The sequence below is a fragment of the Neiella holothuriorum genome, from assembly GCF_019457915.1.
Classification (GTDB): domain Bacteria; phylum Pseudomonadota; class Gammaproteobacteria; order Enterobacterales; family Neiellaceae; genus Neiella; species Neiella holothuriorum.
On the sequence record NZ_JAHZSS010000019.1, the window covers coordinates 34,352 to 57,020 of the forward strand.

Consider the following 22,669-nt stretch of genomic DNA (forward strand, 5'->3'; position numbering starts at 1 on the left):
TTTCTCCGGAGCACTTAACAGCATTAGCAGGCCATTGGTTACATTAAACCCTGCTAAATGATCATTTTTATTGCAAAAAGCGCGCCGCTAAATAGGGCAAAACAGACGTAAATAAGAATTAGCTAATTAATTGATTTGATTAATGAAATTTTTAATTAACAGTCAGTTAATAGAGTGCCGTTAGTTTGGTGCACCATAGAAATAGTCGCTTGGCGATCAAATGCACCAAAACAGATCAATTGTCGTGTTGTTCAAGAACGCGAAGTTTAGCCTGATATAGACTTTCTTCTTGGTCCGTATAAGCATATTGATGAGCCAGTTGCATGGCCTCATTGGCTTGTTCAAGATTGCCGAGCCGATAATAACTCTTAGCCAAACCAAAATACGCTTCGTGAATGTAAGGCGCTAAATTATTGGCTCGCTTGAAACCATCAATCGCTTTGTCGATATGCCCCTGCGCTAGCGCATTTTCGGCAATATCAATCCAACGATAGGGATTGTCATCAGTGGCTAATGGAAACTGCTCAATGATAAGTTCCGCTTCCGCATGCCGTCCCTGATTGGTTAACAAGCGAGCGTAGTTGTTGACTGAGTTGGTAGAAAATTCCGAGTAATTCAAAGCGTAGCGATACACCAATTCTGCCTGTTGGCGCTGCCCAGTTTTACTGTACAGCACGGCCAACATATTAAGCGATTCTGGATTAAGCGGCGAAATTTCCAATCCTTTGGTAATGAGTGAAAATGCTCGATCGTACTGCTGTCGAATAAGCGCATCAGCCGCTAAGTTTTGGTAAAACATAGCAATAAAATCTGCCGGTAGAACCCTGCTGCCAGACACGTCGCCGCGTTGAGGAAAATAGTCTATGACAATTTTCGGCTTGATCAGTGTCATCGCTCCGGGATTAGCTACAAAATTAGGATCATAGACGTGGCTTCGTACATGGCTCGACAACATCATAATGTCGTCATAGCGACGGAAGATAGGCGCCACATTGACACGTTGATAGTTCACTTTTATGGTCACTAAATCAGCAAGCGCCGTTGTTAAAATCGCTAGCGATAGGCAATTACCGGCTTGTCGGGATAAGGCTTCGTCAGCCGAATACGTTTGGCCTTTAAAGTCGAAGCCTGACAGCTTTTCTTCCAAGTAATGATACAAACGTTTATGGCCGGCAGTTTCGGCCTGCTCCGGCGCATGGTAATAGTTGAGGAAATCGGCTGTCTGGCTTTCAGTGAGCTGAAATATGTCCGTTTCTGCGATGACATCTTGTTGTGTAAACGCACTGGCGTCATAAGTCAGCGGTGGCGTTTGTTGCGGCGCTGGCGGTTTAGGCGCAGCACATCCAACCATAGTCATCAGCACGACGGCCAACACAAGCTCTGGAAATCTGATGGCGCGTAGGAAAAATGGTATTAAACAAAACATAACTAGCTCCCTGCCAGTTGCTTTAACCCCAAACGAGGTTAATTACGCGTTTTCTTGAGTCGCATCTAATGTGGTTTTATTGCGCCGAAATGGCGCCTTGATATCTTCTAAAATCAAGTAGAGGCATGGCACCATAAATAGTGTAATCACGGTTGCAAATAAGATACCGAATGCCAGCGACACAGCCATTGGAATCACAATTTGAGCTTGTAGGCTGCGTTCAAGAACAATCGGAATGAGACCAAAGAAAGTTGTCAATGACGTCAACACAATGGCGCGAAAACGCTGACCGCCCGCCATTAGCGCAGCATCGTACAAACGCAAACCTTCAGCTCGGGCTCGATTGACAAAATCAACCATGATCAAGCTGTCATTCACCACAACACCAGCCAGGGCAACAATGCCACAAAGCGACAGTACACTGACGGAGATGCCTAGCACCCAGTGACCAACAATGGCGCCAATCATGCCAAATGGAATGACCGACATCACAATCAAAGGCTGCGCATATGATTTTAGCGGAATCGCAATCAGGGCAAAGATCACCACCAAGGCAACAGCAAAGGCTTGCAGTAATCCGGACATGGCCTCTTGCTCTTCTAGGCTAGCGCCGTCAAGACCATATTTCACATCAGGGTAGCGCTCTTGCAATAGCGCCATAAAGTCTTCTTCAATGTCTTTGCGGACGGTTTCAGATTCGGTGGTTGCTTTATCAATAGAGGCACTAACATCAATGGCGCGTACACCGTTAATGCGGGTAATCGCCGAATAACCATCTTGAATGGTAATGTCTGCCACTTTGGCAAACGGCACTTCTTGACCGCTAGCGGTACGCACTCGCATATTTTCTAAATGGCCAATGGAGCTACGTTCTTCGCGCGGATAGCGAATCATCACTTTGACTTCTTCATCACCACGCTGAATACGCTGAGCTTCGGCCCCATAAAAGCCATAACGGACTTGCTTTGCCAAGTCTGACAGCGAGATCCCTAATGCTTCAGCTTCCGGCTTCACCGCAAGTGTAATTTCCTGAGCACCGCCAGAATAGCTGTCTTTCACGTTATACACGCCAACATAGCTGTGTAACTTCGCTTTTAAGTCTTTGGCAGCCGCCTGCAACGTACTCATATTCTTACCGCTCAGCTGAAAGCCAAGATCGGCGCCGGCGCCTTTGTTGGTCGAACCTTGAAAATCAAGCACTCGCACACCGGGAATTTCAGGGGTTAACTCACGCCAGCGTTTGACCACTTCAAAGCCATCGACATCGCGGTTTTCATTCTTGAGTAACTCAACCACCATGGCGCCTGATAAGGCACTTTCCATCCAAGTATTGTTATGGCGCACTACTCGATAGCCATGCTCTTCAAAAACAGCGTTGTCCATCGCATACAAGGATTCTTCTAACGATTCCAGTGCTCGAATCGTGGCGATATCAGAGCTACCTTCCACCATGTCGACATTCACCATGATGAAATCCGATGGAATATTCGGAAAGAATTCCCAGCGCACTTTGCCACTGCCAATCAAGCCGATGGCCAATACAAACATGCCGAAGAAGCTAGCAATAGTGACGTAGCGATACTCTAGCGCGCGCTTTAGTGCAGGTTGATATTGATGAGTAACAAAGCGCTTCATGCCTTCGGCGAACCGAGCCTGAAAACGATAAATCGGATTGCTGTGGTTGCGATCGATCTTCTTCACTTTCATATGTTGCAAGTGAGCAGGCAAGATCAACTTTGATTCCACCAACGAGAAGACCAAGCATAAAATCACCACTAGCCCGATGGTTTTCCATATAACACCAAACGGCCCTGAAACCATTAGCATTGGCCAGAACGCCGCAATCGTGGTTAACACGCCAAAGGTTGCGGGCATGGCCACGCGTTGGGCGCCGCGAATAATATTTTCTAACGTATGGCCGTTCTTTTCGACTTCCGACCAGGCACTTTCCCCGATAATGATGGCGTCATCCACCACGATCCCAAGCACCAAAATAAATCCAAACAAGCTGATCATATTGATGGATAGATCAACAGGCGGCGTAGGCATCAACATGAACGTACCGAGAAAACACACCGGTAGCCCCAAAATCACCCAAAATGCCAAGCTCAGACGCAAAAACAACGACAATACCAAGAACACTAAAATGCCACCGTACAGCATGTTTCGAATCATTAAATCGAGCCGATCTTGCAAGTAAAACGACACATCCGCCCATTCATCAACATAAACGCCTTGCGGCAATTCGGCACGCTTGTCAGCCGCGTACTGGCGCACGTCGTCGGCAATCTCTAACACATTCTGATTACCCACCGCGCTAACTTGAATTGTCAGACTGTAACGCCGGTCAAACCGGGCATAATTCAATTCTTCAACAAAGCCGTCATTGACGATGGCAATATCACGCAAATACAGCCGAGTTCCATCGGTGCGCGTCAGCAATACGATGTTGGAAAAATCTTCACCGGTATATGCCTGCCCTTTGGTGCGCAGCAGAATGTTACCAGCATCTGACTTAATTGAGCCGCTCGGTAAATCAATCGAACTCCGACGCACCGCTGACACAACATCATCAAATGTAATGCCATATTTTTGTAGGTCAGCTTCGGAGACTTCAATGGCCACTTCATCATCGCGTGCACCGTATAACTTGGCAGAGCTGACCGTTGGCAGGTTGGCGACTTCATCGCGTACTTCATTGGCAACGCGTTTCATGTCGGCTTCTTCAAGATCACCAGAAACCGACAGCCACATCACTTCTTGCGTGGGTTTGATCCGAAACACAATGGGCTTTTCAGCGTTTTCCGGAAAGCTGATGATGGCGTCGACATTAACCTTGACCTCATCCAGCACTTCTTGCACATCAAAATCATCGTCTACTTCGATATTGATGCTGCCGATACCTTCCGATGCGGTTGAGGTGACTTTTTTGATGCCGTTAATATCAGAAATCGCTTCTTCGATTTTGATATTAATGCCCTCTTCCACTTCAAGAGGCGCCGCGCCTGGGTATGGCACCTGAACCATCACCGCATTAAATTCGATGTCAGGAAATACCTGTTTGCGCATGGTCGACAGCGACAACAAACCGGCAATCACAATTAATGCCATGAGCAAGTTTGCGGCAACCGGGTTGTAAGCAAACCAAGCGATAATGCCGGTGGAACGTTGGATTGGAGGTTGGCTCATTACTCAGCTCCGGCTTCTGTTACGTCGGTATCATCAGAAACTCTCACTGGCGAGCCATTTGGTAAACTTGCGATGGGTGTGACTGCAACCCGTTCACCATCGTCTAATCCGTCTCGGACGTAAACATAATCGCGTTCTGAGCGCTCGACCACAATGGTGCGTCGCGCCACGGTATTTTCAGGTGTAACCACCACCACTTGATCGCCACCTCGAACCACTTTACGGGGCAATCGAATCATGTTTCGCTCACTGGTACCGACGATTTCAGCGCCTACAAAACGGCCGAACTTAAGAGGCAATAACGTTTGATTTTCAGCGTTACTAGCGCCCCGAAGGTACGGATCATCGACTTCGATAACGGCATAAATAAAGCGAGATTGTTCGTCAATAATGCCTTCCGAACGAGCCAGCCTCGCAGCCCATTCAAACTGTTTATTGCCAATATTACTGGTTAAAAGAACCGTTGCAGCGGAGGGATCGTCACCCAATTCGAGGTAGGCAAGTTCAGTATCGGTTATTGGCAGGCGTACTTCAGCCACGTCGGTACCAAACAATTCTGCGACATTGGTGCCGCGCGACAAGAACTCTCCCACGTCAACTTCTTTGGTCCGCAAAATAGCATCATATGGCGCGCGAATTTGGGTACGTTCTAAGTTGCGCTTGGCGCGGTCAAGTTGGGCGTGAGCATAGCTAAGATTGGCCATTTCTTTTGCCAACTGGGGCTTGCGCAGCCCAAGCTCTGGGATCTCTTCGGCTGAATACTGGCGCCAATCTTCTTCCGCCACTTTGGCGCGAGCTTTTTCTTCTTCCAGAGCAGCTCGTGCACCATAAAGTGTGGCTTCGGCGGCTTTCAACTCAGTTTGATAGTCGGCTTGCTCTAATTGCACCAGCACTTCACCTTTGCGCACAAAGCCACCGGCAACAAAGTTTTTGGAAACGGCTTCAACTCGGCCACTCACTTCAGTGGTTAAATCACTCCGAAACTTAGGCATCACCGAACCTTGCGAACGGATGGTATACACCACCGGCTGGCGGCTCACGGAAATGACTTCAACCAACATTGGTTTGCGTACTTGTTGCTCTTGCTCAGGGGCATCTTGGCCCTGGATCATGATGAAGGTTACGACAAGACACAAAAGTAGAATAAGCACCGGTAAACCGGCTTTCAGCAGACGGGAACGAATAGGCAAAAACAATCCTCCTGATTGAAAACTATACGACCTGCTAACGCATTAGCCATGCTGGCTAAAAACAGTATGCGGGAGGTTATTACGCCACGTGACTTCCTTCGCGGCAGTAAAATTGTATACAGACTACATCAATAGTTGATAAATCTTAACGCCCCAGACAAAAATCATTAGAAAAAGTGCAACAAAAACAGCTGCAGACCCCATATCTTTGGCGCGTCCGCTCAGTTTGTGATAGTCGGTAGATACTCGGTCGGTAATGGCTTCAATGGCAGAATTTAATAACTCAACGACCACCACCAGCACCACGCTGCCCAACAAAATCATCTGTTCGGCAAAGTTGTCACCAACCCAGAATGCCAATGGCGCCATGAGCAACATCAACACCACTTCCTGTCGAAATGCTTCTTCGTGTTTCCAAGCGGCCTTGACGCCTTTATAGGAGTAGCCTGTGGCTGCAATAATGCGAGCCAATCCTTTGCGTTGATTCATAAGCAACCTCGATCCATGTCAGAAAAAAACAACCAAACTAGTAGCTATTCATGACAGTTTCGTGTCGCGTTTAAACGTCGATTAAAAAGCTTTGAATAGGAGCGCTAACCCCACCAAGATAGTGACGGTCTCAAAAGCACGTTTTATGACGGTATTGCCCTTTTTAATGCTCAGGTGAGCTCCGAGGTAGCCACCCAGCAATGAGCCTAACAGCAGTGCAGGCAACCAACTCCAGTGGACTTGACCTAAAAACCCTAACAGCCCTGCTCCGGTGCCGTTCCAAACCATGCCAACCCAAACCAAGGTATGGGCCACAGCGCGTTGATAATCGAGTTTTAAATAACTGACCAACCACAACGTGACGAACAACCCCGTGCCCGAGGTCAGTGAACCGTTAAGAATGCCAATCACAAATAATCCCGTTCCGGCAATAACAAGTTGCGACTGATTCAGTTGTTGGAATTCATTGGTGGTTCCCAGTTTAGGCTTGCAGACGGAATAGACACCGAGCGCAATGGTGAGGCCTCCAAGCGCCAACGTGGCTAACCGTTCAGGAACCGCCAAAATTCCCCACGCTCCCAATAACACACCTGGCACACCAGCCGCGACCATCAGGATGGACAACTGCAAATGTAAATTGCGTTCTTTGTAATGACGAAAAGCGGCACCAACACCAAGGGCGACCGATGCCACTTTATGCGTTGCTAGCGCGACCGCGAATGGAAGCCCTAGAAAAATGAGCGCGGGAAATTGCAACAAACCGGCACCACCACCGGAAAATGCAGAAAAGGTATTAGCAATAAGAGAAATAACAAACAGACCAAACAGCGCGGCCATAACAAATCCTTCTGCGCGGGAACAACGAGCGTTAACCCTATATGAGATGCCAAGCCAACAACAATGACATTTTCAGTGGAAAATGTCATTGGCTAGCAACGCCTTACCAACGCTAAATAGTTATCGGCCAATCAAGATTTCGCCGTTTGAGCGTGGCCTTTGGCACGCTGTGCCAGTGCCGCCACCAAAGGTGTCGCGCTTAAACCATGTAACAGTACGCTGAGAATAATGGTGCAAACCACGGTCATGCTAATGGTGTGCACTCCGGGCAGATCACTATTGTAAACAATCACGGCGAACACAATGCTGGCTAACCCGCGGGGGCCAAACCAACCAATAAACAATTTCTCACCTAACGCTAATTTTAAGCCTGCCAACGAAACAAAAACTGGCAGCATTCGAATGACGGTCAAACTCAGTATTGAGTACAACAGAATGTGCCAGTCAAACGCTGAATGCGATTTCGAGATAACAACGGCCCCAAAGGCAACCCAAGTGATTAAAGAGAATAAGTCGCCAACGCCTTCGGCCCGCTCCAAGATTACATGTTTCAGTGGGTGATGTTTCGTCAACCAACCAAACACTAAGCCACCGATAAAAGCGGCAATAAAACCACTGCCTCCCGACGCCTGAGCTAGCGCGAAACAAGTAACGGCCATGGCCACAACGGGCACTTGCAACCAAGACTCTTCAAGCCATTGATGACGGCTGCAACGCTTTAGCAGCCAAGCGCCGGGCACACTAACAACCATAGCGACCAGCACGCCAATGCCAATTTCTTCGGCCATTAAATGCAGGGCCAGTATAGAAATGCCGTGATCGCCACGCTGCCCTTCGGCAAGCGCTAGCAACAAAAATAATATGGGCACACAAATGCCATCATTCAGCCCGCTTTCAAAATTGAGCCCTTCGCGAATTGGTGCTGGAACCGAAGGGTCACTAACGACCGCTTTGCCCAGCGCCGCATCGGTTGGCGCAAGCATGGTGGCCAGAATCGCCATTTCCAACATCGACAAATGATCGAACAGCAGCCAAGCAACAGCAAATCCAAACAGAATGGTGAGCGGTAGCGACAACATTAGCAGCCGCTCTGGTATGCGAACGTTGCGCTTGAGTACACCTAAATCGGCATGCGCGGCGTCAGTAAACAACACCATGGCTAACGTTAATTCGGCGATGAGCCGTATACCGTTTGCATCGAGCGTTAGTTGCAGCCAGCCCAATCCCAACGGCCCAAGCGCCACACCAAATAAGGTGAACACAACAGCACCATTAACCCAAGTTCGAGCAAGGCCACCCGCCACGACGCTATACATAAAAGCAAATGCCGCCAACAACGCTAAGTTTTGATACAAGATGACGTCTCCTGTTCAGTTGAAGCAACCCGTTGCTGTCCACCTCATCAAGCCATTTACACCGAAACGCCTAAATAAGCGGAATTAAGGCAAACTCATTGCCGGTTGCAAATAATTGTCGGGAGTAAATAAAGGGGCGCCTCGGCTCCATATTGTTCGCATCAGCAAGGTTAAACTTAGCTGCTGCGGCGACATGTCGCGCAAAAAGAATTTGATATCCGCTCGGCCGCTAATTGCCTTTGGTAAGCTATATTTCTTAAAGTTATGGTAAGCGTAAAGTAATGAGCAATATCGTTATAACAAACTTGACTTTGCAGCTCGGGTTTTACCGCCTATGCTAGCTCTCAATCTAATGTAAATTGGCTCAAGGACTTGGGTATGAACGTATACGAAGATAATTCAGCAACTATCGGCAATACACCGCTGGTTAAACTAAATCGCTTGGTAGAAGGCGGCAATGTTTACGCTAAAGTAGAAGCACGCAACCCAAGCTTCTCAGTCAAGTGCCGTATTGGCGCCAACATGATTTGGGATGCCGAAGAAAAAGGTTTGCTGACCAAAGACAAAGTATTGGTTGAGCCTACCAGTGGTAACACAGGTATTGCCTTGGCATTCGTTGCGGCGGCTCGCGGTTACAAGCTGATCTTGACCATGCCAAACACCATGAGCTTGGAGCGTCGTAAGTTGCTCAAAGCGTTGGGTGCCGACTTGGTACTGACCGATGGCGCAAAAGGTATGAAAGGTGCCATTGCTAAAGCTGAAGAGCTGCGCGATGGCGATCCAGACAAGTACCTGATTTTGGGCCAATTCGAAAACCCGGCTAACCCAGAAATTCACGTTAAAACAACAGGCCCAGAGATCTGGAATGATACCGATGGTGAAGTTGATATCTTCATCGCAGGCGTTGGTACAGGCGGCACCATTACTGGTGTTAGCCGTTACATTAAGCAAACGCAGGGTAAAGACATTTTGTCTGTTGCTGTTGAGCCTGTTGAGTCACCAGTAATCACCCAAGCAAAAGCTGGTGAAGAATTGACGCCTGGTCCTCACAAAATCCAGGGTATTGGCGCTGGCTTTATTCCGGGTAACCTCGACTTAGACTTGGTTGACCGTGTTGAGCAAGTGAGCAGCGAAGATGCCATTGCCACAGCTCGCGAGTTGATGGACAAAGAAGGCATTCTTGCAGGTATTAGCTCTGGTGCAGCGGTTGTTGCAGCACAGCGTTTGTCAGCAGAATTCCCAGATAAGAAAATCGTCGTTATCTTGCCAAGTGCTGCTGAGCGCTACCTATCGAGCGCATTGTTCGCTGGCGTCTTTACTGAACAAGAAAACGTCCAGTAACGCCTTCGTCTTATAAAGCAACGTTAGTTGATTAAAAAAGCGACACTCCGGTGTCGCTTTTTTTGTGTTTTCAACGGCTTTCGCATGTTTATGCGAATAAATGAATAAAAAGTCACTTCTACCCCACCTGAATGCTTGCGCCTTAACCAATAATGGTGCAAAGTGGCCTGTCTATATAATTCGATTATAAGCCGCTGCCATGCGGCCTGCGCCAACGAAATGTGAGCCTGGCCCCTCACTTTTGGAAAGAAATTCTTAAGGAGTACGTATGTGTTCAATTCTCGGTATTCTTGACATCAAATCTGATGTCTCCGAGCTGCGCCAACAAGCGCTTCAACTCTCTAAGTTGATGCGCCACCGCGGCCCCGACTGGTCTGGCATTTACACCAGTGACAATGCCATTCTGGCCCACGAACGCCTGTCTATTGTCGGCGTCGAGAATGGTGCTCAACCGCTGCTCAATCCGAGTAAAACACATGCGTTAGCCGTCAATGGCGAGATTTACAATCACAAAGAACTCGAAGCAAATTTAGGCATCGACTTCCAATTTCAAACACGTTCTGACTGTGAAGTGATCTTGGCGCTGTACCAAGAACATGGCATTAACTTCATCGACAAGCTCAATGGCATGTTCGCATTCGTTTTATATGACGAAGAGAAAAACAGCTACCTAATCGCCCGAGATCACATCGGTATTATTCCGCTATACATTGGTTGGGATGAGCACGGTAATTTCTATGTAGCTTCAGAAATGAAGTCGCTAACGCCCGTTTGTAACCGCGTTGAAACCTTCCCTCCTGGCCATTATTTAGATAGCACTACGGGTGAGTTTACCCGTTACTACAACCGTGACTGGCACAGCCACGATGCCGTTAAAGACAACGAAAGTTCGGTTGCTGAATTGCGTGAAGCATTAGAAGAGTCGGTGAAAAGTCACTTGATGTCTGATGTTCCATACGGCGTATTGCTGTCGGGCGGCCTAGATTCGTCAGTAACTTCGGCCATTGCGCAGAAATTCTCAAAACGTCGTGTTGAAGATGATGAGAAATCCGAAGCCTGGTGGCCACGCCTTCACTCGTTTGCGGTTGGCCTAAAAGGTTCGCCGGATTTGATTGCAGCTCAAAAAGTTGCCGATCACATTGGTACCGTGCACCACGAAATTCACTTCACGGTACAAGAAGGTTTGGATGCCATTCGAGATGTTATCTATCATCTCGAAACTTACGATGTGACAACCATTCGCGCTTCAACCCCAATGTACTTGATGGCTCGCCAAATCAAAGCCATGGGCATCAAAATGGTGTTGTCTGGTGAAGGTGCTGACGAAATTTTCGGTGGCTACTTGTACTTCCACAAAGCGCCAAATGCTCAAGAGTTCCACGAAGAACTACTGCGTAAACTCGACAAGCTAAACCTGTTCGATTGCTTACGCGCCAACAAAGCCATGTCAGCTTGGGGCGTAGAAGCTCGCGTTCCTTTCTTGGACAAGAAGTTCATGGACGTGGCCATGCGTATTAACCCTGCTGATAAGATGTGCGGCTCAAACGGTAAAATGGAAAAACACATCTTACGTGAAGCATTCGCGCACTTGTTGCCAGAAAGCGTTGCTTGGCGCCAAAAGGAGCAGTTCTCTGATGGTGTGGGTTACAGCTGGATTGATACCTTAAAAGAAATGACCGATTCAGAAGTAACCGATCAAGAATTGGCTAGCGCTGAATACAAGTTCCCAATCAATACGCCAGATAGCAAAGAAGCCTACTTCTATCGCCGTATCTTTGAAGAGCATTTTGGTAAGGTTGATACCGTGCTGCAAACGGTACCACATGGTAAGTCTGTCGCTTGTTCTACCCCAGAAGCATTGGCGTGGGATGAAAGCTTCCAGAACCTGAACGATCCATCAGGTCGTACCGTTGGTGTGCACAACGAGTCTTACGATTAATGCCAATTGGGCATTAAGATAAAAAACGCCAGCACATGCTGGCGTTTTTGTTTTTAAGGCAACCAAGATCTGGATTTAAATCAACATGCACCAAGGGCAAATTTCATACATTACCGCGCGTAACGATGACACGAACTAACTAGCATGAATCAGTTGACCATTACTCCCAATCATCCTGCCATTTGTTATCTGGGCCACTGCGACCGCTCCAACCCAAAACAGGCAGTCCATTCATGGCCTTTATCAGGCCTGCGGATCCGAGTTCGTTGCCAGTCACTGCTCCTGCTGATAACAAGCCAGAAAGGCCCTGTGCCACTGCCAAATTATTACGATGTGTATGCCAATGGTAAGCTCCATACTACGCTGTGCGTGGAGCGATCAAAGAAGCAGTATCAGATTTCGTTGAGCCAAAATGAGCAGCTGCATGACATAGAAATTTATCGTCGCACCGAGTCGATGACGGGCAGTTGTAGTTTCGATGGTCTGGTTCTGTACAGTGACAACCGTCAACCTGAAATTGAAACAGCGAAGCCGCGGCAACGATTAATCGAGTTTTATGGCGACTCCATCAGCTGTGGTTACGGTAATGAGGGCCATGGCCAAGGTTATAACCCATCGCAATCAAACGCTTGCATGGCATTTCCAGCACTTATTGGTCGGCATCTAAACGCTGACGTTAGTGTTGTTGCCTATTCCGGTGAAGGTATCTTTCGACGCTTTGATGGCAATGAATCGGGAGCTGTACCAAGCTTTTACAATCGTTCTCATTTTTTCAGTAAAACTGATTGGGATTATTCGCAACAACCTGCCGATGCCGTGGTCATTAACTTAGGAACCAATGACTTTGTTTCAGGCGTGCCGACAAAGGCCAAGTTCGTCAACGCCTACACAGGCTTTATCCAACAATTAGCTAAGCATCATCCTGACGCCAAATTTTTCGTCATCTTTGGCCCGAATCGCATGGTTGATGACTGGCAGCAACAGCAAGGCTACTTGCAACAAGTTGTAGCCGAGACAAGACAGTTGGGCATTGTTTGCGAGTTTATCGAAATTGAAACACTCATTGACGGACTATCTGGCAGCGATTCTCATCCTAATTTGGCCCAACACCGTCATATGGCCGAGATTATTTCCAACCACATTGCTGACACAATGGGTTGGTAAACTGTTTAACGTAAACCACAACAAGATTAGAGAAAATCATGAGTTCACATCCATTTCAAACACTCAAACTTGACCAATTAAGCTTACTTTTTACGCCTTGCCCAGGAACCAAAGAGCAGTCACTGCAAGATTCATTGCAAACCCTCAAAGCAGCTGGCGCCGAAGTGCTCATTACCATGATGCCAAGCGAAGAAATGGTTAAAAATGAAGTCACCGCTTTGCCAGAGCTATGTGCTGCGCTGGGCATCGAATGGTTTCATTTCCCAGTGGAAGATGATTGCGCGCCTGACCAAGAATGCCAATTAAAATGGGCCAACGAAAAAGCTGCCGTTGTGGCAGCTGCCAAAGCGAATAAAACCATTGCTGTTCACTGTAAAGGCGGAACTGGCCGCACCGGTTTGATGATTAGCTTGATCTTGGCCGAACTTGGCCTTGGCTATGACGAGATTGTTGAACGAGTCCAAGCCGTGAAGGAAAAGTCACTGACTCTTCCTCCTCATGTTAAGTACCTCAAACAATATCTCGCATAATAATTCAGAATGCCGATCTAACGCCCATACTGCTTAGCGTGTGGGCACTTTTCACTTGCTGAGTAATTTGCGCAGTCTATACTGAACGGACGCCCTAGTTACGAAGTTTGGCATGATAAAAAACCTAACCGTTGCATTTACCAGCCTTGTAATCCTATTCTCTCTCAGCGCTTCTGCTGCAGAATTTAAAGCCCATTGCCGTGATTATCCGCCCGAGCTCTACTTTGCTGGTGATAAGTGTGCTGGCATTATTCCGGATTTAGTCACTGACGTGTTGGCTGAACTCGGCCATTCAATTACTTGGTATAAAGTGCCTTGGATCCGCTCCATTGAATATGGCAAGAAAGGCACGGTTGATTTGCTCATTCGCCATTCAATGACGCCAGAGCGGGAACTGTTTTTAGTGCCGATTCCCTATGCCCATTTCACTCGCGAGCTGTCGTTTTATAAATCGCCTAAGTTCAAATCGGATGTGAACTCCTATGACGAGTTACGCAAACTAAAAATTGGCGCGATTCGTGGTCATTTCTATTCGCCAACCTTTTCAACCCTCGACACCAGAGAATTAGTGCTCGTCAGTAAAACACCTCAGTTACTTAAGATGCTCGATATCGGCCGAATTGACGTGGCAGTTAGTTCGAGCTCTCATAGCGAACACTTATTTTCGGCTCGCTTTGAAAAATTGGACTTCGTCGACTCATTCAACAATTACATGTACATCAGCATTCCCAAAGCGTCAGATAACGTCCAATACAGCGAAGAGATAGCCGCTGCCATTCTGGAATACCGTAAAAATGGAAAGATCGATAAATACTATAAAAAATATGGTGTAACGCCGCCGAATCAAAGTTTTGACTAACCGCAGCGCGCCGATTCAATTGGCCGCCACAGTTATCACTTGCGAGGCTGAAACCCAACCAATTGGCCGCCTTCACACAGCTGATAAACATTGATCGGTGCGCCCTGTTCATCCAGCTCCACCAAACCAATTCCCGCCGCATTAAGTAGCCGGCGCCCTTTTTCTCGCGACTCTGGCAGGTAGGGAACAATCGCCATATCTCGACGTTTGGTAAACCAATTCAACGGCGATTTAGGTGAGTAAATCCAGCGGTTCAACCGATCTAAAATGCGTAGCAAGCTGTCGGGAAATTCATTTTTAATGCCACTGCTGGTGATCTGCCAAATGTCAGACGATTGCTGCTGATGGCGGAGTCGCACCGCAAACATAAACGAATAGTGCACATCACCAGAGAGGATCACGAACCGCTCGGGCGTATGTTGGTGTTTGAACATATCGAGCAGCGCTTTGGCCGCACCAGGATGAGCCATCCAGCTTTCAGCATCAACCATCAATGGCTTGCCGAAAAAAGTAAACACATGTTGAATCGCCTCGATTAACTTCACCCCAAATACCGGAGCGGGTGAAACAACAATCGCTGCGGGAAGCTGCTCGAGTTGGCTTTGGAGCGCCACAATCGCTTCGTAGTCCATCAAACCAGACGGTTTATCAAAAGAGCGCTCCGAACGCCATCGCTGGGTGCGAGTATCCAACACCACTAAAGTGGGTGTGGTGGGCCAGCTATAGCCCCAATCAGACTTGGCAAAGAGTGTTTCAAGAACCTGTTGATGTGCCTCTTGGCCGACGTCGTCTAATGCCTTTTGCACTCGTTGTTGCTGGTCATTTGCAAGCAGCGTTAACTGATTACCTTGCCCCTGACACAAATAATATCCCAGCAACGCATTACCAATAATGCGTTTAGAGAGTGGATTGCCATAGGCAATTTGCTCCCAACGCGCACTCAAATTCCAGTCATCGGTGACATCATGATCATCAAAAATCATTGCCGTTGGCACATGCGCCATTAATCGACGTACATTGGCTAGCCCTGCGGCAAACCGATCAATGACGACTTGCTGTTGTTGATACAAAGACAGCTCATCGGCGCTGAGTTGCTGAGATAACTCCGGCGGCAGCGCAGTGCTGTTGGCCTGCCATAAGCTTGGCGACCAAACCATCAGATACATGGTGACAACTTCGGCCAAACTAATGAGGTGATTTTCAGCATTATCAGAGGTGAAAATTGGTTTCTTCACCCCTTTGAAAATCTTATCTGCTACAGCTTGACCAGAGTGGGTTAGCGGCAGCAATTCACTGCGATTAAAATAGTTTGGCTGTTGATGATGCAGCGCGTCAGATGAAGACACAGCGCATTGAGGCAAGTCTTCGCCAGTAAAACCAAGCTCGCTAATTGCTTGATGAATCGCCCTTAACATGGGCGCAGCCACATCATCACAATAAATTTGGTCACCACTTAACAGCAATAATTGTGGCCACTCTTGTACAGGTTTAGCCGCCAGTAAGGCATCGGCTTCGACCAAGCCATCGATGGAATCATGATGCGGTTTACGGCACGACCCATGAAGTAATTTTGTAACCTTGGGAGCCAAATAGAAGCCGAGCGATCTGCGTGCTGAATAACATAGATTGTCGTGGCCCCAGTCAGCAAGTCCCAACCAATTTTGTTGCCCCTGAGGTTGCAACAGTAATTGATAGTCAACCCAACCTTGCTCAGGCAGCGGTGTACTTAGCGGTAATTGAATTTGATGAATCCACAAGTTTGCAGCGGCCTGATAGCTGACCATGTGTTCATCAAGTGGAAAATCAACTTCATCAGTTTGCTCGGGTTTCAACAAAACACGACAACGAACGGCCTCAGACGTCACCAACCAACAGCCAAAATGGGATGCTGAAACGTGGCGTAATATAGGTCCAGCCAAGACCAATTCTAATTTGGAATCCGTTGTCATCCACCTCTCCTAATAATGCCCTGTTAACCCATCAGCGTGGCGCATCGCTGTGTTCACTGTTGGTCAGATGACAGCAAGATGCAAGTTGAGAGATGTAAAACGATTTTTCAGACACGGCCTGCTCTGATGAGAAAAACCTTGCTGTTGAGCACGTCGAAGTGCGACCGGCTAAGGGGAAGGCGAGTTGTTTATCCTTCGAGGCATCAGGATGAACGCTTGGTTGGAACATCGCCGCTCCTGCGCTCTCATATAAACTCATGCGCCGCGGCAGGAGTAGCGCAGGGATGTGCTGTTTACGTACCTAAGGACGGATACAGTTCGTCCCTGGACATAAAAAAAAGCACCTTGCGGTGCTTGACGGAGTGTAAGTGCGATAGATAGTTATAGTTATGCGAGGGCCGATCAGTGCAAGACTGATCGGCGATGTTGCTGGCGGGGCAATGCCCCACCGATTAGTACTCGTAAGAGAATTGCAGCGTTAGTTCAGTACCTGGCTCTTTCCAGAAGACCTTATGACCATTTTGCTTATATTCAGACTCTTCACCCAAGATGTTCTTGGCTTTGAATTTGACATCGATGCTATCGGTCGGGAATAAGGTGTAAGTAAAGTCCAAACTGTGGAACGGCTGCTCGTAGATATCACCCAAACCGGCTGAACCACCCCACGCAATCCGTTTACCGAATACGTTATAAACCAAGGTTGCGCTATGGTACTGATCTGGCGAATCAAAGCTGAACTGCAAGTTTGCAACATACTCTGAGTGGCCAGTCATGCGACGCTTGGTGTTGGTTGGGTCAATCTCACTGTTCGGTGAAATTTCAATTTCTGAGTCACTTAAGGTCAAGTTACCCGCGATGAACATGCCATCGAGAATATCCGACTCACTATCAATGAATGAGAAATCGCGTAGGAATTCAGTTTCGATACCGTAGATGTAGCCTGAATCAGCGTTGTAATATTTCTGCTGCTGACCCGCTTCAGTAATACGCTGGACGGGTTCAATCGGCGCTTCTAAATCTTTGTAGAAGGCACCAATACTCAGGTTACTGCCAGACTCCATGTACCATTCCCAACGCACATCAGCATTGATAATGTCGGAGCTTTCAAGCTCTGGGTTACCGAACGAGTCAATACCCGTCACAGGATCTTGGAAACGAACCGGCGATACTTCACGCAAATCTGGGCGAACAATGGTTTTGCTCACACCGAAACGCCATTGCATTTGATCGCTTTGCTGCCAAGTTGCCGCTAACGACGGGAACCAGCCATCTTCAACCACAACATAATCGGTGATTTCATAGCGGCCATCTTCAGTAGATATTTCGCCATCTTCGTCAATTGGCAAGGTGGTACGACGGAAGTCTTCGTAGCGAATACCACCAGTAAAGCGCCACACGTCGTCAATGTTAACGTCGAAGGAAGCAAAGCCGGCATCAATCATTTCTGCCGCAACGTAATCTTCAGTGTCCGTTGACGAATCACCTAATTCGAAGTCGTTTTCGGCATCCAGAATGTTTTCGTCGGCAAAGATAACGTGAAAGTCTTCGGTCAGCAGTTCGCTATCGAAACCCGTGGCATCGAATGTAAAACGAGACGCGTAGTTTTCACGAGCACGCTCAAAGTAGCTATAACCGGCGGTAAAGCGTACTTCTGCCCCCGCAATACTGGTTGGCAAAGTGACATCAAAACCCGTGTTCTCGGTATCATCATCCAAGCGCGTGTAGACATATTTCGGCGCATCTTGCGTATTCAATTTACGCGATGTCATTTCACCAGTTTCTTCGTCAAACACCACACCATAGGTGTATGACACTTCATTCGGCGCATAACGTTCTGCGCGCGCGTCAGAGTAGAACCAGTTCACTTCCAAGTCGTACAAACTTGGGAAAAAGTGAATCCCTTTGGCTTGGTTGCTGATCAACGTGCGCTCTTCATATTCAATGCTGTAAACCTGCAAAGCATTCGGCTCAGAAATGGTATCGATGGTTTCTTCAATGGCGACAGAAACATCATCTGAGGTATCGCGCAGGTAGGTTGAATAGGTTTCAATCTTGTTGTTTTCGTCCAGCTCTAAGCCCATGTTAAGCAAGGCTGACCACTGAACAATAGAATCTGTTCCAACAATTTCTTTCGAGTTTTCGATGGTGCCTTCAGGATCGGCAAGCTCAATATCCAACTCTTCATAGTTTTCTTGCTGACGCTTATAGTAGCCTGCGGCAACCAAACCAAAGATGGTGTCTTTTCCTAAATCCCAGCTGTTACCCACGGCCACGTTGGCGCGGTAGGCAAAATCCGTATCCTCCGCTTTTACAGTCATGGCGCGGTTGATATCAACAGCCGCTTCGCGGTTGATTTGGTAGGCTTGTTCAATGTCGCCAACCACTGGAAAAATGTCATTAATTGGATCGATACCACCATAGGTATCGTAAGTATTTTGAGCGCTCTGAGGATAGCCTCGCGCGCCATCGTCTTTACCTTTCCAGGTATCGTCGCCAGTACCGCTGTAGGTCAAAGCGTCGTCTGAATCATTGCTGTTATAACGTGTGCCGACACCAACCTTGAAGAAGAAGTCGGATGGAATCGCTTTGGTACGAATATCGACGTGACCACCACCAAAGGCAGCTGGAGCACCCGGTGAGCCGGCTTTTTGCACGGACAGTGATTCAATAATTGAGGCTGGGAACATGTCCAGCGGCACAACGTTACGAGTTGGATCTGGAGAAGGAACAATAGCGCCGTTTAGCGAGGTACTTGAGTAACGCTCACCTAAACCACGCACATAAATGAACTTGCCATCTTTCAGGGTCAAACCGGTGACACGACGCAAGGCTGCAGCGGCATCGCTATCGCCAGTACGCGAGATTTGGTCTGCGCCCATGAGATCGGCGACATAGGCTTGCTCGCGGCGTTCTTCCATGACCTCGGAAGCGGCGCTTTTGAGTCGAGCCGTTACCGCAATAACTTCTACGTCATTGCCTGCGTAACCCGCATCAGCTTGTTGCTCGTCTGCTGACATAGCAGGAGCAGCAGTGAACATGGCTGCCGCAGATAGCGCACTGGCAACTGCAACACTTACCTTGCGGGTGGTAAAACTCGGCTTGGTTTTCATACTGTGACTATCCTGTGCAATTCAAATTCGACTTACCCTGATGTAGGTAACCCGAAAGGTGTTTCTATAGATGAAGGAGTTAAACGAATTGGGGGGGAGCCGAAGCTCCCCTCCGGGTCGAAGCCTAAGCTTGTGCTTAGTTAGCTGGGTCGTATGCCCAGTTGCCGCGCCAGTCGTTAGTGCCGTCAAATGCACCGATGTAGTCAGTTGAATCGAACCAGCTGTCCATAGCGCTTACGTCTTGACCTGAACCTAACAGAACAGTGTCAGTACCAGCAGGCATGCCATCAGTCAGCGTCACTTCGTCAGTGCTGTTACCGTTTTGAGCTAAGAACCAAGCTTCAACGTCAACAGTACCCATTTCAGTGCCTTTGAAAGGTTCGTTACAGTCGATGATGCTGTTTTCAATCAACAGCGCACCGCTGTTCACGCCATCAACCAATGATGGGTAAGTACCGTCAAGCTCTAAACATTCGCCAGACTCAGTCTCAGACGTGTCGCCTTTACGGCCTTGAACCAGCAGGTTGTAGATTTCAGCTTCAGTAGCAACACGTAAGATGATGCCTTCGCCTTTGTCACCAGAAGCATTTTCGATATCAACACCAGGCTCGATAGTTACGTTAGCCAGAACAGGGTGAGACGTTGGCGTATCACCGTCACTCTTGTGGCTGTCGCCTTCAATACCGCGGTTTGCTTGGCCATCTTCATGCGTGATGTAAACGTGTTGAGCGTTACCTTGCCAACCGTTGGTCCAGTCGAGGCTGTCATCAAAGTTGTGCGTCAGGTAAACGTATTTCATGCTCACTGCACCCCCCCAGAACTCAACGCCGTCATCACCGTTGGCGTGAATTTGAATGTGGTCAACTTGAGTGCCTGAACCTACCGCTGCAAAGCTAATACCGTTCATTTCTTGGGTATCGTTCACTTTGAAGCCAGCGTACTTAACAACCACGTAGCTGATGGTACCGCTGCTATCAGTGTTGTCGTTGCCGCCGTATGCGTGGTCACCAACTTCGAATGAAGCGTCACAAGCATCTTTATCAGGGCAAGCATTGGTCAAACCGTTACCGAGCAGAACCAAACCACCCCACTGACCGCGCTCACCGTCAAGACCAGCGACAACGTCTTCTTGCGAAGTCATGGTAATTGGCATGTCGTCAGAGCCTTGCGCCATGATTTTAGAACCACGGTTAATCGCCAAGTAGCTGTCGCTTTCAGCAAAGATGTTAACGCCAGCTTGAATCGCCAGAGTTGTTGCATCTTCATTGTCGCCACCAACTAGAACCGCACCGCCAGCTAGCTTGTACAAAACGTTAGAGCCAGCCAACAAGGTCGTGTTCGTTAGTAGGTTACCTTCCAACGCACATACCAGCTCAACCGAGGAGTCTTCATAAAGGCCAGCTGTTGCATCTTCTTGAGTCGTGCCGACTGGGCAAGACGTCAATGGTTGCAGTGTTACTGTGTCATCGTCACCGTCGTCGTGGATGGCAGTGGTCCAGTTTTCAGTCCAGTCAGTTGAACCGTCAAATGCACCAATGTATTCAGCGTCATCCAAACGAGAATCAGTGTTGCTCAGGTCAGCTTTACCACCCGTCAGGGCAATAGAGCTAGAAGTAGGCATGTAACCGTCAAGCGCAGAGGCACCAATGTAGTTACCTTCTTGCTCGGTGTACCAAGCGTTTACGTCGAAGGCCAATGTGTTGTCTTCGTCTACGCTTTGATCTTTAGTTGGCTCAACACAGTCCAGCAGGCTGTGAGTGAACACTAGCTCGCCGTTTTGCGCGTTGATAACCGTGTTGTCACCGTCAATTTCCAAACACTCACCGGAGTCAGTGTCGCCTTTAACCAGGATGTTATAAGCGTTAACGGCAGTTGCTTTACGCAGGATGATACCTTCGGCATCGTCACCACCAGCATTGGTACCGTTGGCAACCAAAATAGTAACGTTAGATAGAGTTGGCATTGACTTAGGATCGGCATCAATGTCGCTGTTGCTATCTGCTTCGATACCACGGTTCGAGCCGTCATCTTTCTGCATGATCAGAACGTGTTGAGCAGAACCCTGCCAACCGTTGGTCCAGTCAAGCGAATCATCGAAGTTATTGGTCAACACAACGTTAGAGATTGAAACGTTACCGCCCCAGAACTCAACGCCATCATCGTTGTTTTCGTGTACTTGGATGTACTCAACTTCAGTACCTGCACCGACAGCGGCGAAGCTGATGCCGTTCATTTCTTGTGTGTCGTTGATTTTGAAACCACCGAACTCAACGCGAACGTATTTCAACGTACCTGAATCGTCTTCAGAATCGTTACCGCCGTATGCGTGATCGCCAACTTCGAACGAAGCGTCACAAGCATCTAAATCTGGGCAGCTGTTAACTGGCGCATTACCTAGCAGTACCAAACCACCCCACTGACCCGCTTCGCCTTCTTGGCCAAGTGCAGCTTCAGTCGATGTAAATACGATTGGCGCATCTTCGGTACCAACCGCTTCAATTTTTGAGCCACGGCTAACAACTAAGTACGAACCGTCACCACCAATGATTTTGGTGCCCGGTAAAATGTTCAGCGTGACTGAATTTTCGTTATCGCCACCCACAACAACCGCGCCATCAAGTTGCCATACCACGTCGTTACCCAAGGTAATTTCGTCGCCGTCTTGGCCACCAGTGGTGTAGTTAGAAGCAGAAGCCTCTGATGGCAGCAGTGAGCCGCTAAGAGTCCAGACTTCCATTCCGTCCAGTTCTGTCAGGCTAGTGCTTTGCTCAGCGAAGCCGCCGTAAGCTTGCTCTGTTGTTGATTCAGATGGATCGGATGGGTCGGTAATTACAGTATCTTCACCAGTTTTAATGTTGATGTCGCCACCACAACCAGCAAGGATCAACGCAGTAGAAATTGCGCCGAGCTTAAACAGGGTTTTGAGTTCCATTGTCTTGTCTTCTCCGAGGACGGAATTAATCGCATGTGAAATAAGCGTGAGCAAAGCTAAAGGCGAAAAATTACAAAAAGACTTCAACTAGATGAATGAAATATGTCTTATTCGTTGCACAAATGTTTCAACCCTTGTTTGGCGCGGCGTAGACCATAGGCAAGCCCCCTTCAAGAAAACACCAGTGGTCATAAAAAATTCACAACAACTAGAGAAAACCCTGTTTACCCCAACCAACATTGTTTGATTTACATACAAACCCTCGAACAAAATCTAGCCACTCCTTGATGTTGCACAACAATCCTTCGCACCAACACCTATCAAGTAGATAGGTTTAATCGATTTCTATTATCAAACTC

General features: G+C 48.0%; 14 protein-coding genes. 5 read left to right on the top strand and 9 right to left on the bottom strand.

Annotated features, from left to right (window positions below):
• Positions 1-235: 235 nt before the first annotated feature.
• The 6 genes from K0504_RS14065 to K0504_RS14090 all read right to left on the bottom strand — a co-directional run bounded on the left by K0504_RS14065 (position 236) and on the right by K0504_RS14090 (position 8,486).
• Complete coding sequence (locus K0504_RS14065) at positions 236-1,426, bottom strand: tetratricopeptide repeat protein (protein WP_220104782.1); 1,191 nt, start codon at positions 1,424-1,426, stop codon at positions 236-238.
• Between the two features lie 42 nt (positions 1,427-1,468).
• Positions 1,469-4,615, bottom strand: coding sequence for an efflux RND transporter permease subunit (locus tag K0504_RS14070; protein WP_220104783.1), 3,147 nt, complete (start codon positions 4,613-4,615; stop codon positions 1,469-1,471).
• A complete protein-coding gene (locus K0504_RS14075; RefSeq protein WP_220104784.1) occupies positions 4,615-5,805 on the bottom strand; it encodes an efflux RND transporter periplasmic adaptor subunit in 1,191 nt (396 codons plus the stop codon). The genes K0504_RS14070 and K0504_RS14075 overlap by 1 nt, the downstream gene beginning before the upstream one ends.
• A gap of 123 nt (positions 5,806-5,928) precedes the next feature.
• Positions 5,929-6,294, bottom strand: a complete 366-nt coding sequence (locus K0504_RS14080; protein ID WP_220104785.1) for a diacylglycerol kinase — start codon at positions 6,292-6,294, stop codon at positions 5,929-5,931.
• Between the two features lie 81 nt (positions 6,295-6,375).
• Entirely contained in the window at positions 6,376-7,131 is a 756-nt protein-coding gene (locus tag K0504_RS14085) for a sulfite exporter TauE/SafE family protein (RefSeq protein ID WP_220104786.1), read from the bottom strand.
• A gap of 131 nt (positions 7,132-7,262) precedes the next feature.
• Positions 7,263-8,486 carry a cation:proton antiporter gene (locus K0504_RS14090; protein WP_220104787.1) on the bottom strand — a complete coding sequence of 408 codons (1,224 nt, stop codon included), beginning with the start codon at positions 8,484-8,486 and terminating at the stop codon, positions 7,263-7,265.
• Positions 8,487-8,864: 378 nt separating this feature from the next.
• Here K0504_RS14090 and cysK point away from each other — a divergent pair, with 378 nt between their 5' ends.
• From cysK to K0504_RS14115, 5 genes are all read left to right on the top strand, one after another.
• On the top strand, positions 8,865-9,827 hold the full coding sequence (gene cysK / locus K0504_RS14095) for a cysteine synthase A (protein ID WP_220104788.1): 963 nt from the start codon (positions 8,865-8,867) through the stop codon (positions 9,825-9,827).
• 268 nt (positions 9,828-10,095) lie between these two features.
• Positions 10,096-11,766 carry an asparagine synthase B gene (gene asnB / locus K0504_RS14100; protein ID WP_220104789.1) on the top strand — a complete coding sequence of 557 codons (1,671 nt, stop codon included), beginning with the start codon at positions 10,096-10,098 and terminating at the stop codon, positions 11,764-11,766.
• A gap of 144 nt (positions 11,767-11,910) precedes the next feature.
• A complete protein-coding gene (locus K0504_RS14105) occupies positions 11,911-12,930 on the top strand; it encodes an SGNH/GDSL hydrolase family protein (protein WP_220104790.1) in 1,020 nt (339 codons plus the stop codon).
• Positions 12,931-12,968: 38 nt separating this feature from the next.
• Complete coding sequence (locus K0504_RS14110; protein ID WP_220104791.1) at positions 12,969-13,460, top strand: phosphatase domain-containing putative toxin; 492 nt, start codon at positions 12,969-12,971, stop codon at positions 13,458-13,460.
• 112 nt (positions 13,461-13,572) lie between these two features.
• A complete protein-coding gene (locus K0504_RS14115) occupies positions 13,573-14,319 on the top strand; it encodes a substrate-binding periplasmic protein (RefSeq protein ID WP_220104792.1) in 747 nt (248 codons plus the stop codon).
• 35 nt (positions 14,320-14,354) lie between these two features.
• Here the strand turns inward: K0504_RS14115 and K0504_RS14120 are convergent, their stop codons facing one another.
• The 3 genes from K0504_RS14120 to K0504_RS14130 form a co-directional block, all read right to left on the bottom strand.
• Entirely contained in the window at positions 14,355-16,268 is a 1,914-nt protein-coding gene (locus K0504_RS14120) for an alkaline phosphatase D family protein (RefSeq protein ID WP_220104793.1), read from the bottom strand.
• 452 nt (positions 16,269-16,720) lie between these two features.
• Positions 16,721-19,378, bottom strand: a complete 2,658-nt coding sequence (locus K0504_RS14125) for a TonB-dependent receptor domain-containing protein (RefSeq protein ID WP_220104794.1) — start codon at positions 19,376-19,378, stop codon at positions 16,721-16,723.
• Between the two features lie 136 nt (positions 19,379-19,514).
• Entirely contained in the window at positions 19,515-22,310 is a 2,796-nt protein-coding gene (locus tag K0504_RS14130; protein WP_220104795.1) for a hypothetical protein, read from the bottom strand.
• Between the last annotated feature and the right edge of the window lie 359 nt (positions 22,311-22,669).

Coding starts and splice junctions, on each gene's coding strand:
- K0504_RS14080 (WP_220104785.1), bottom strand. CDS start 6,294: ATGAATCAACGCAAAGGATTGGCTCGCATTATTGCAGCCACAGGCTAC.
- K0504_RS14085 (WP_220104786.1), bottom strand. CDS start 7,131: ATGGCCGCGCTGTTTGGTCTGTTTGTTATTTCTCTTATTGCTAATACC.
- K0504_RS14070 (WP_220104783.1), bottom strand. CDS start 4,615: ATGAGCCAACCTCCAATCCAACGTTCCACCGGCATTATCGCTTGGTTT.
- asnB (WP_220104789.1), top strand. CDS start 10,096: ATGTGTTCAATTCTCGGTATTCTTGACATCAAATCTGATGTCTCCGAG.
- K0504_RS14065 (WP_220104782.1), bottom strand. CDS start 1,426: ATGTTTTGTTTAATACCATTTTTCCTACGCGCCATCAGATTTCCAGAG.
- K0504_RS14130 (WP_220104795.1), bottom strand. CDS start 22,310: ATGGAACTCAAAACCCTGTTTAAGCTCGGCGCAATTTCTACTGCGTTG.
- K0504_RS14120 (WP_220104793.1), bottom strand. CDS start 16,268: ATGACAACGGATTCCAAATTAGAATTGGTCTTGGCTGGACCTATATTA.
- K0504_RS14105 (WP_220104790.1), top strand. CDS start 11,911: ATGAATCAGTTGACCATTACTCCCAATCATCCTGCCATTTGTTATCTG.
- cysK (WP_220104788.1), top strand. CDS start 8,865: ATGAACGTATACGAAGATAATTCAGCAACTATCGGCAATACACCGCTG.
- K0504_RS14125 (WP_220104794.1), bottom strand. CDS start 19,378: ATGAAAACCAAGCCGAGTTTTACCACCCGCAAGGTAAGTGTTGCAGTT.
- K0504_RS14115 (WP_220104792.1), top strand. CDS start 13,573: ATGATAAAAAACCTAACCGTTGCATTTACCAGCCTTGTAATCCTATTC.
- K0504_RS14110 (WP_220104791.1), top strand. CDS start 12,969: ATGAGTTCACATCCATTTCAAACACTCAAACTTGACCAATTAAGCTTA.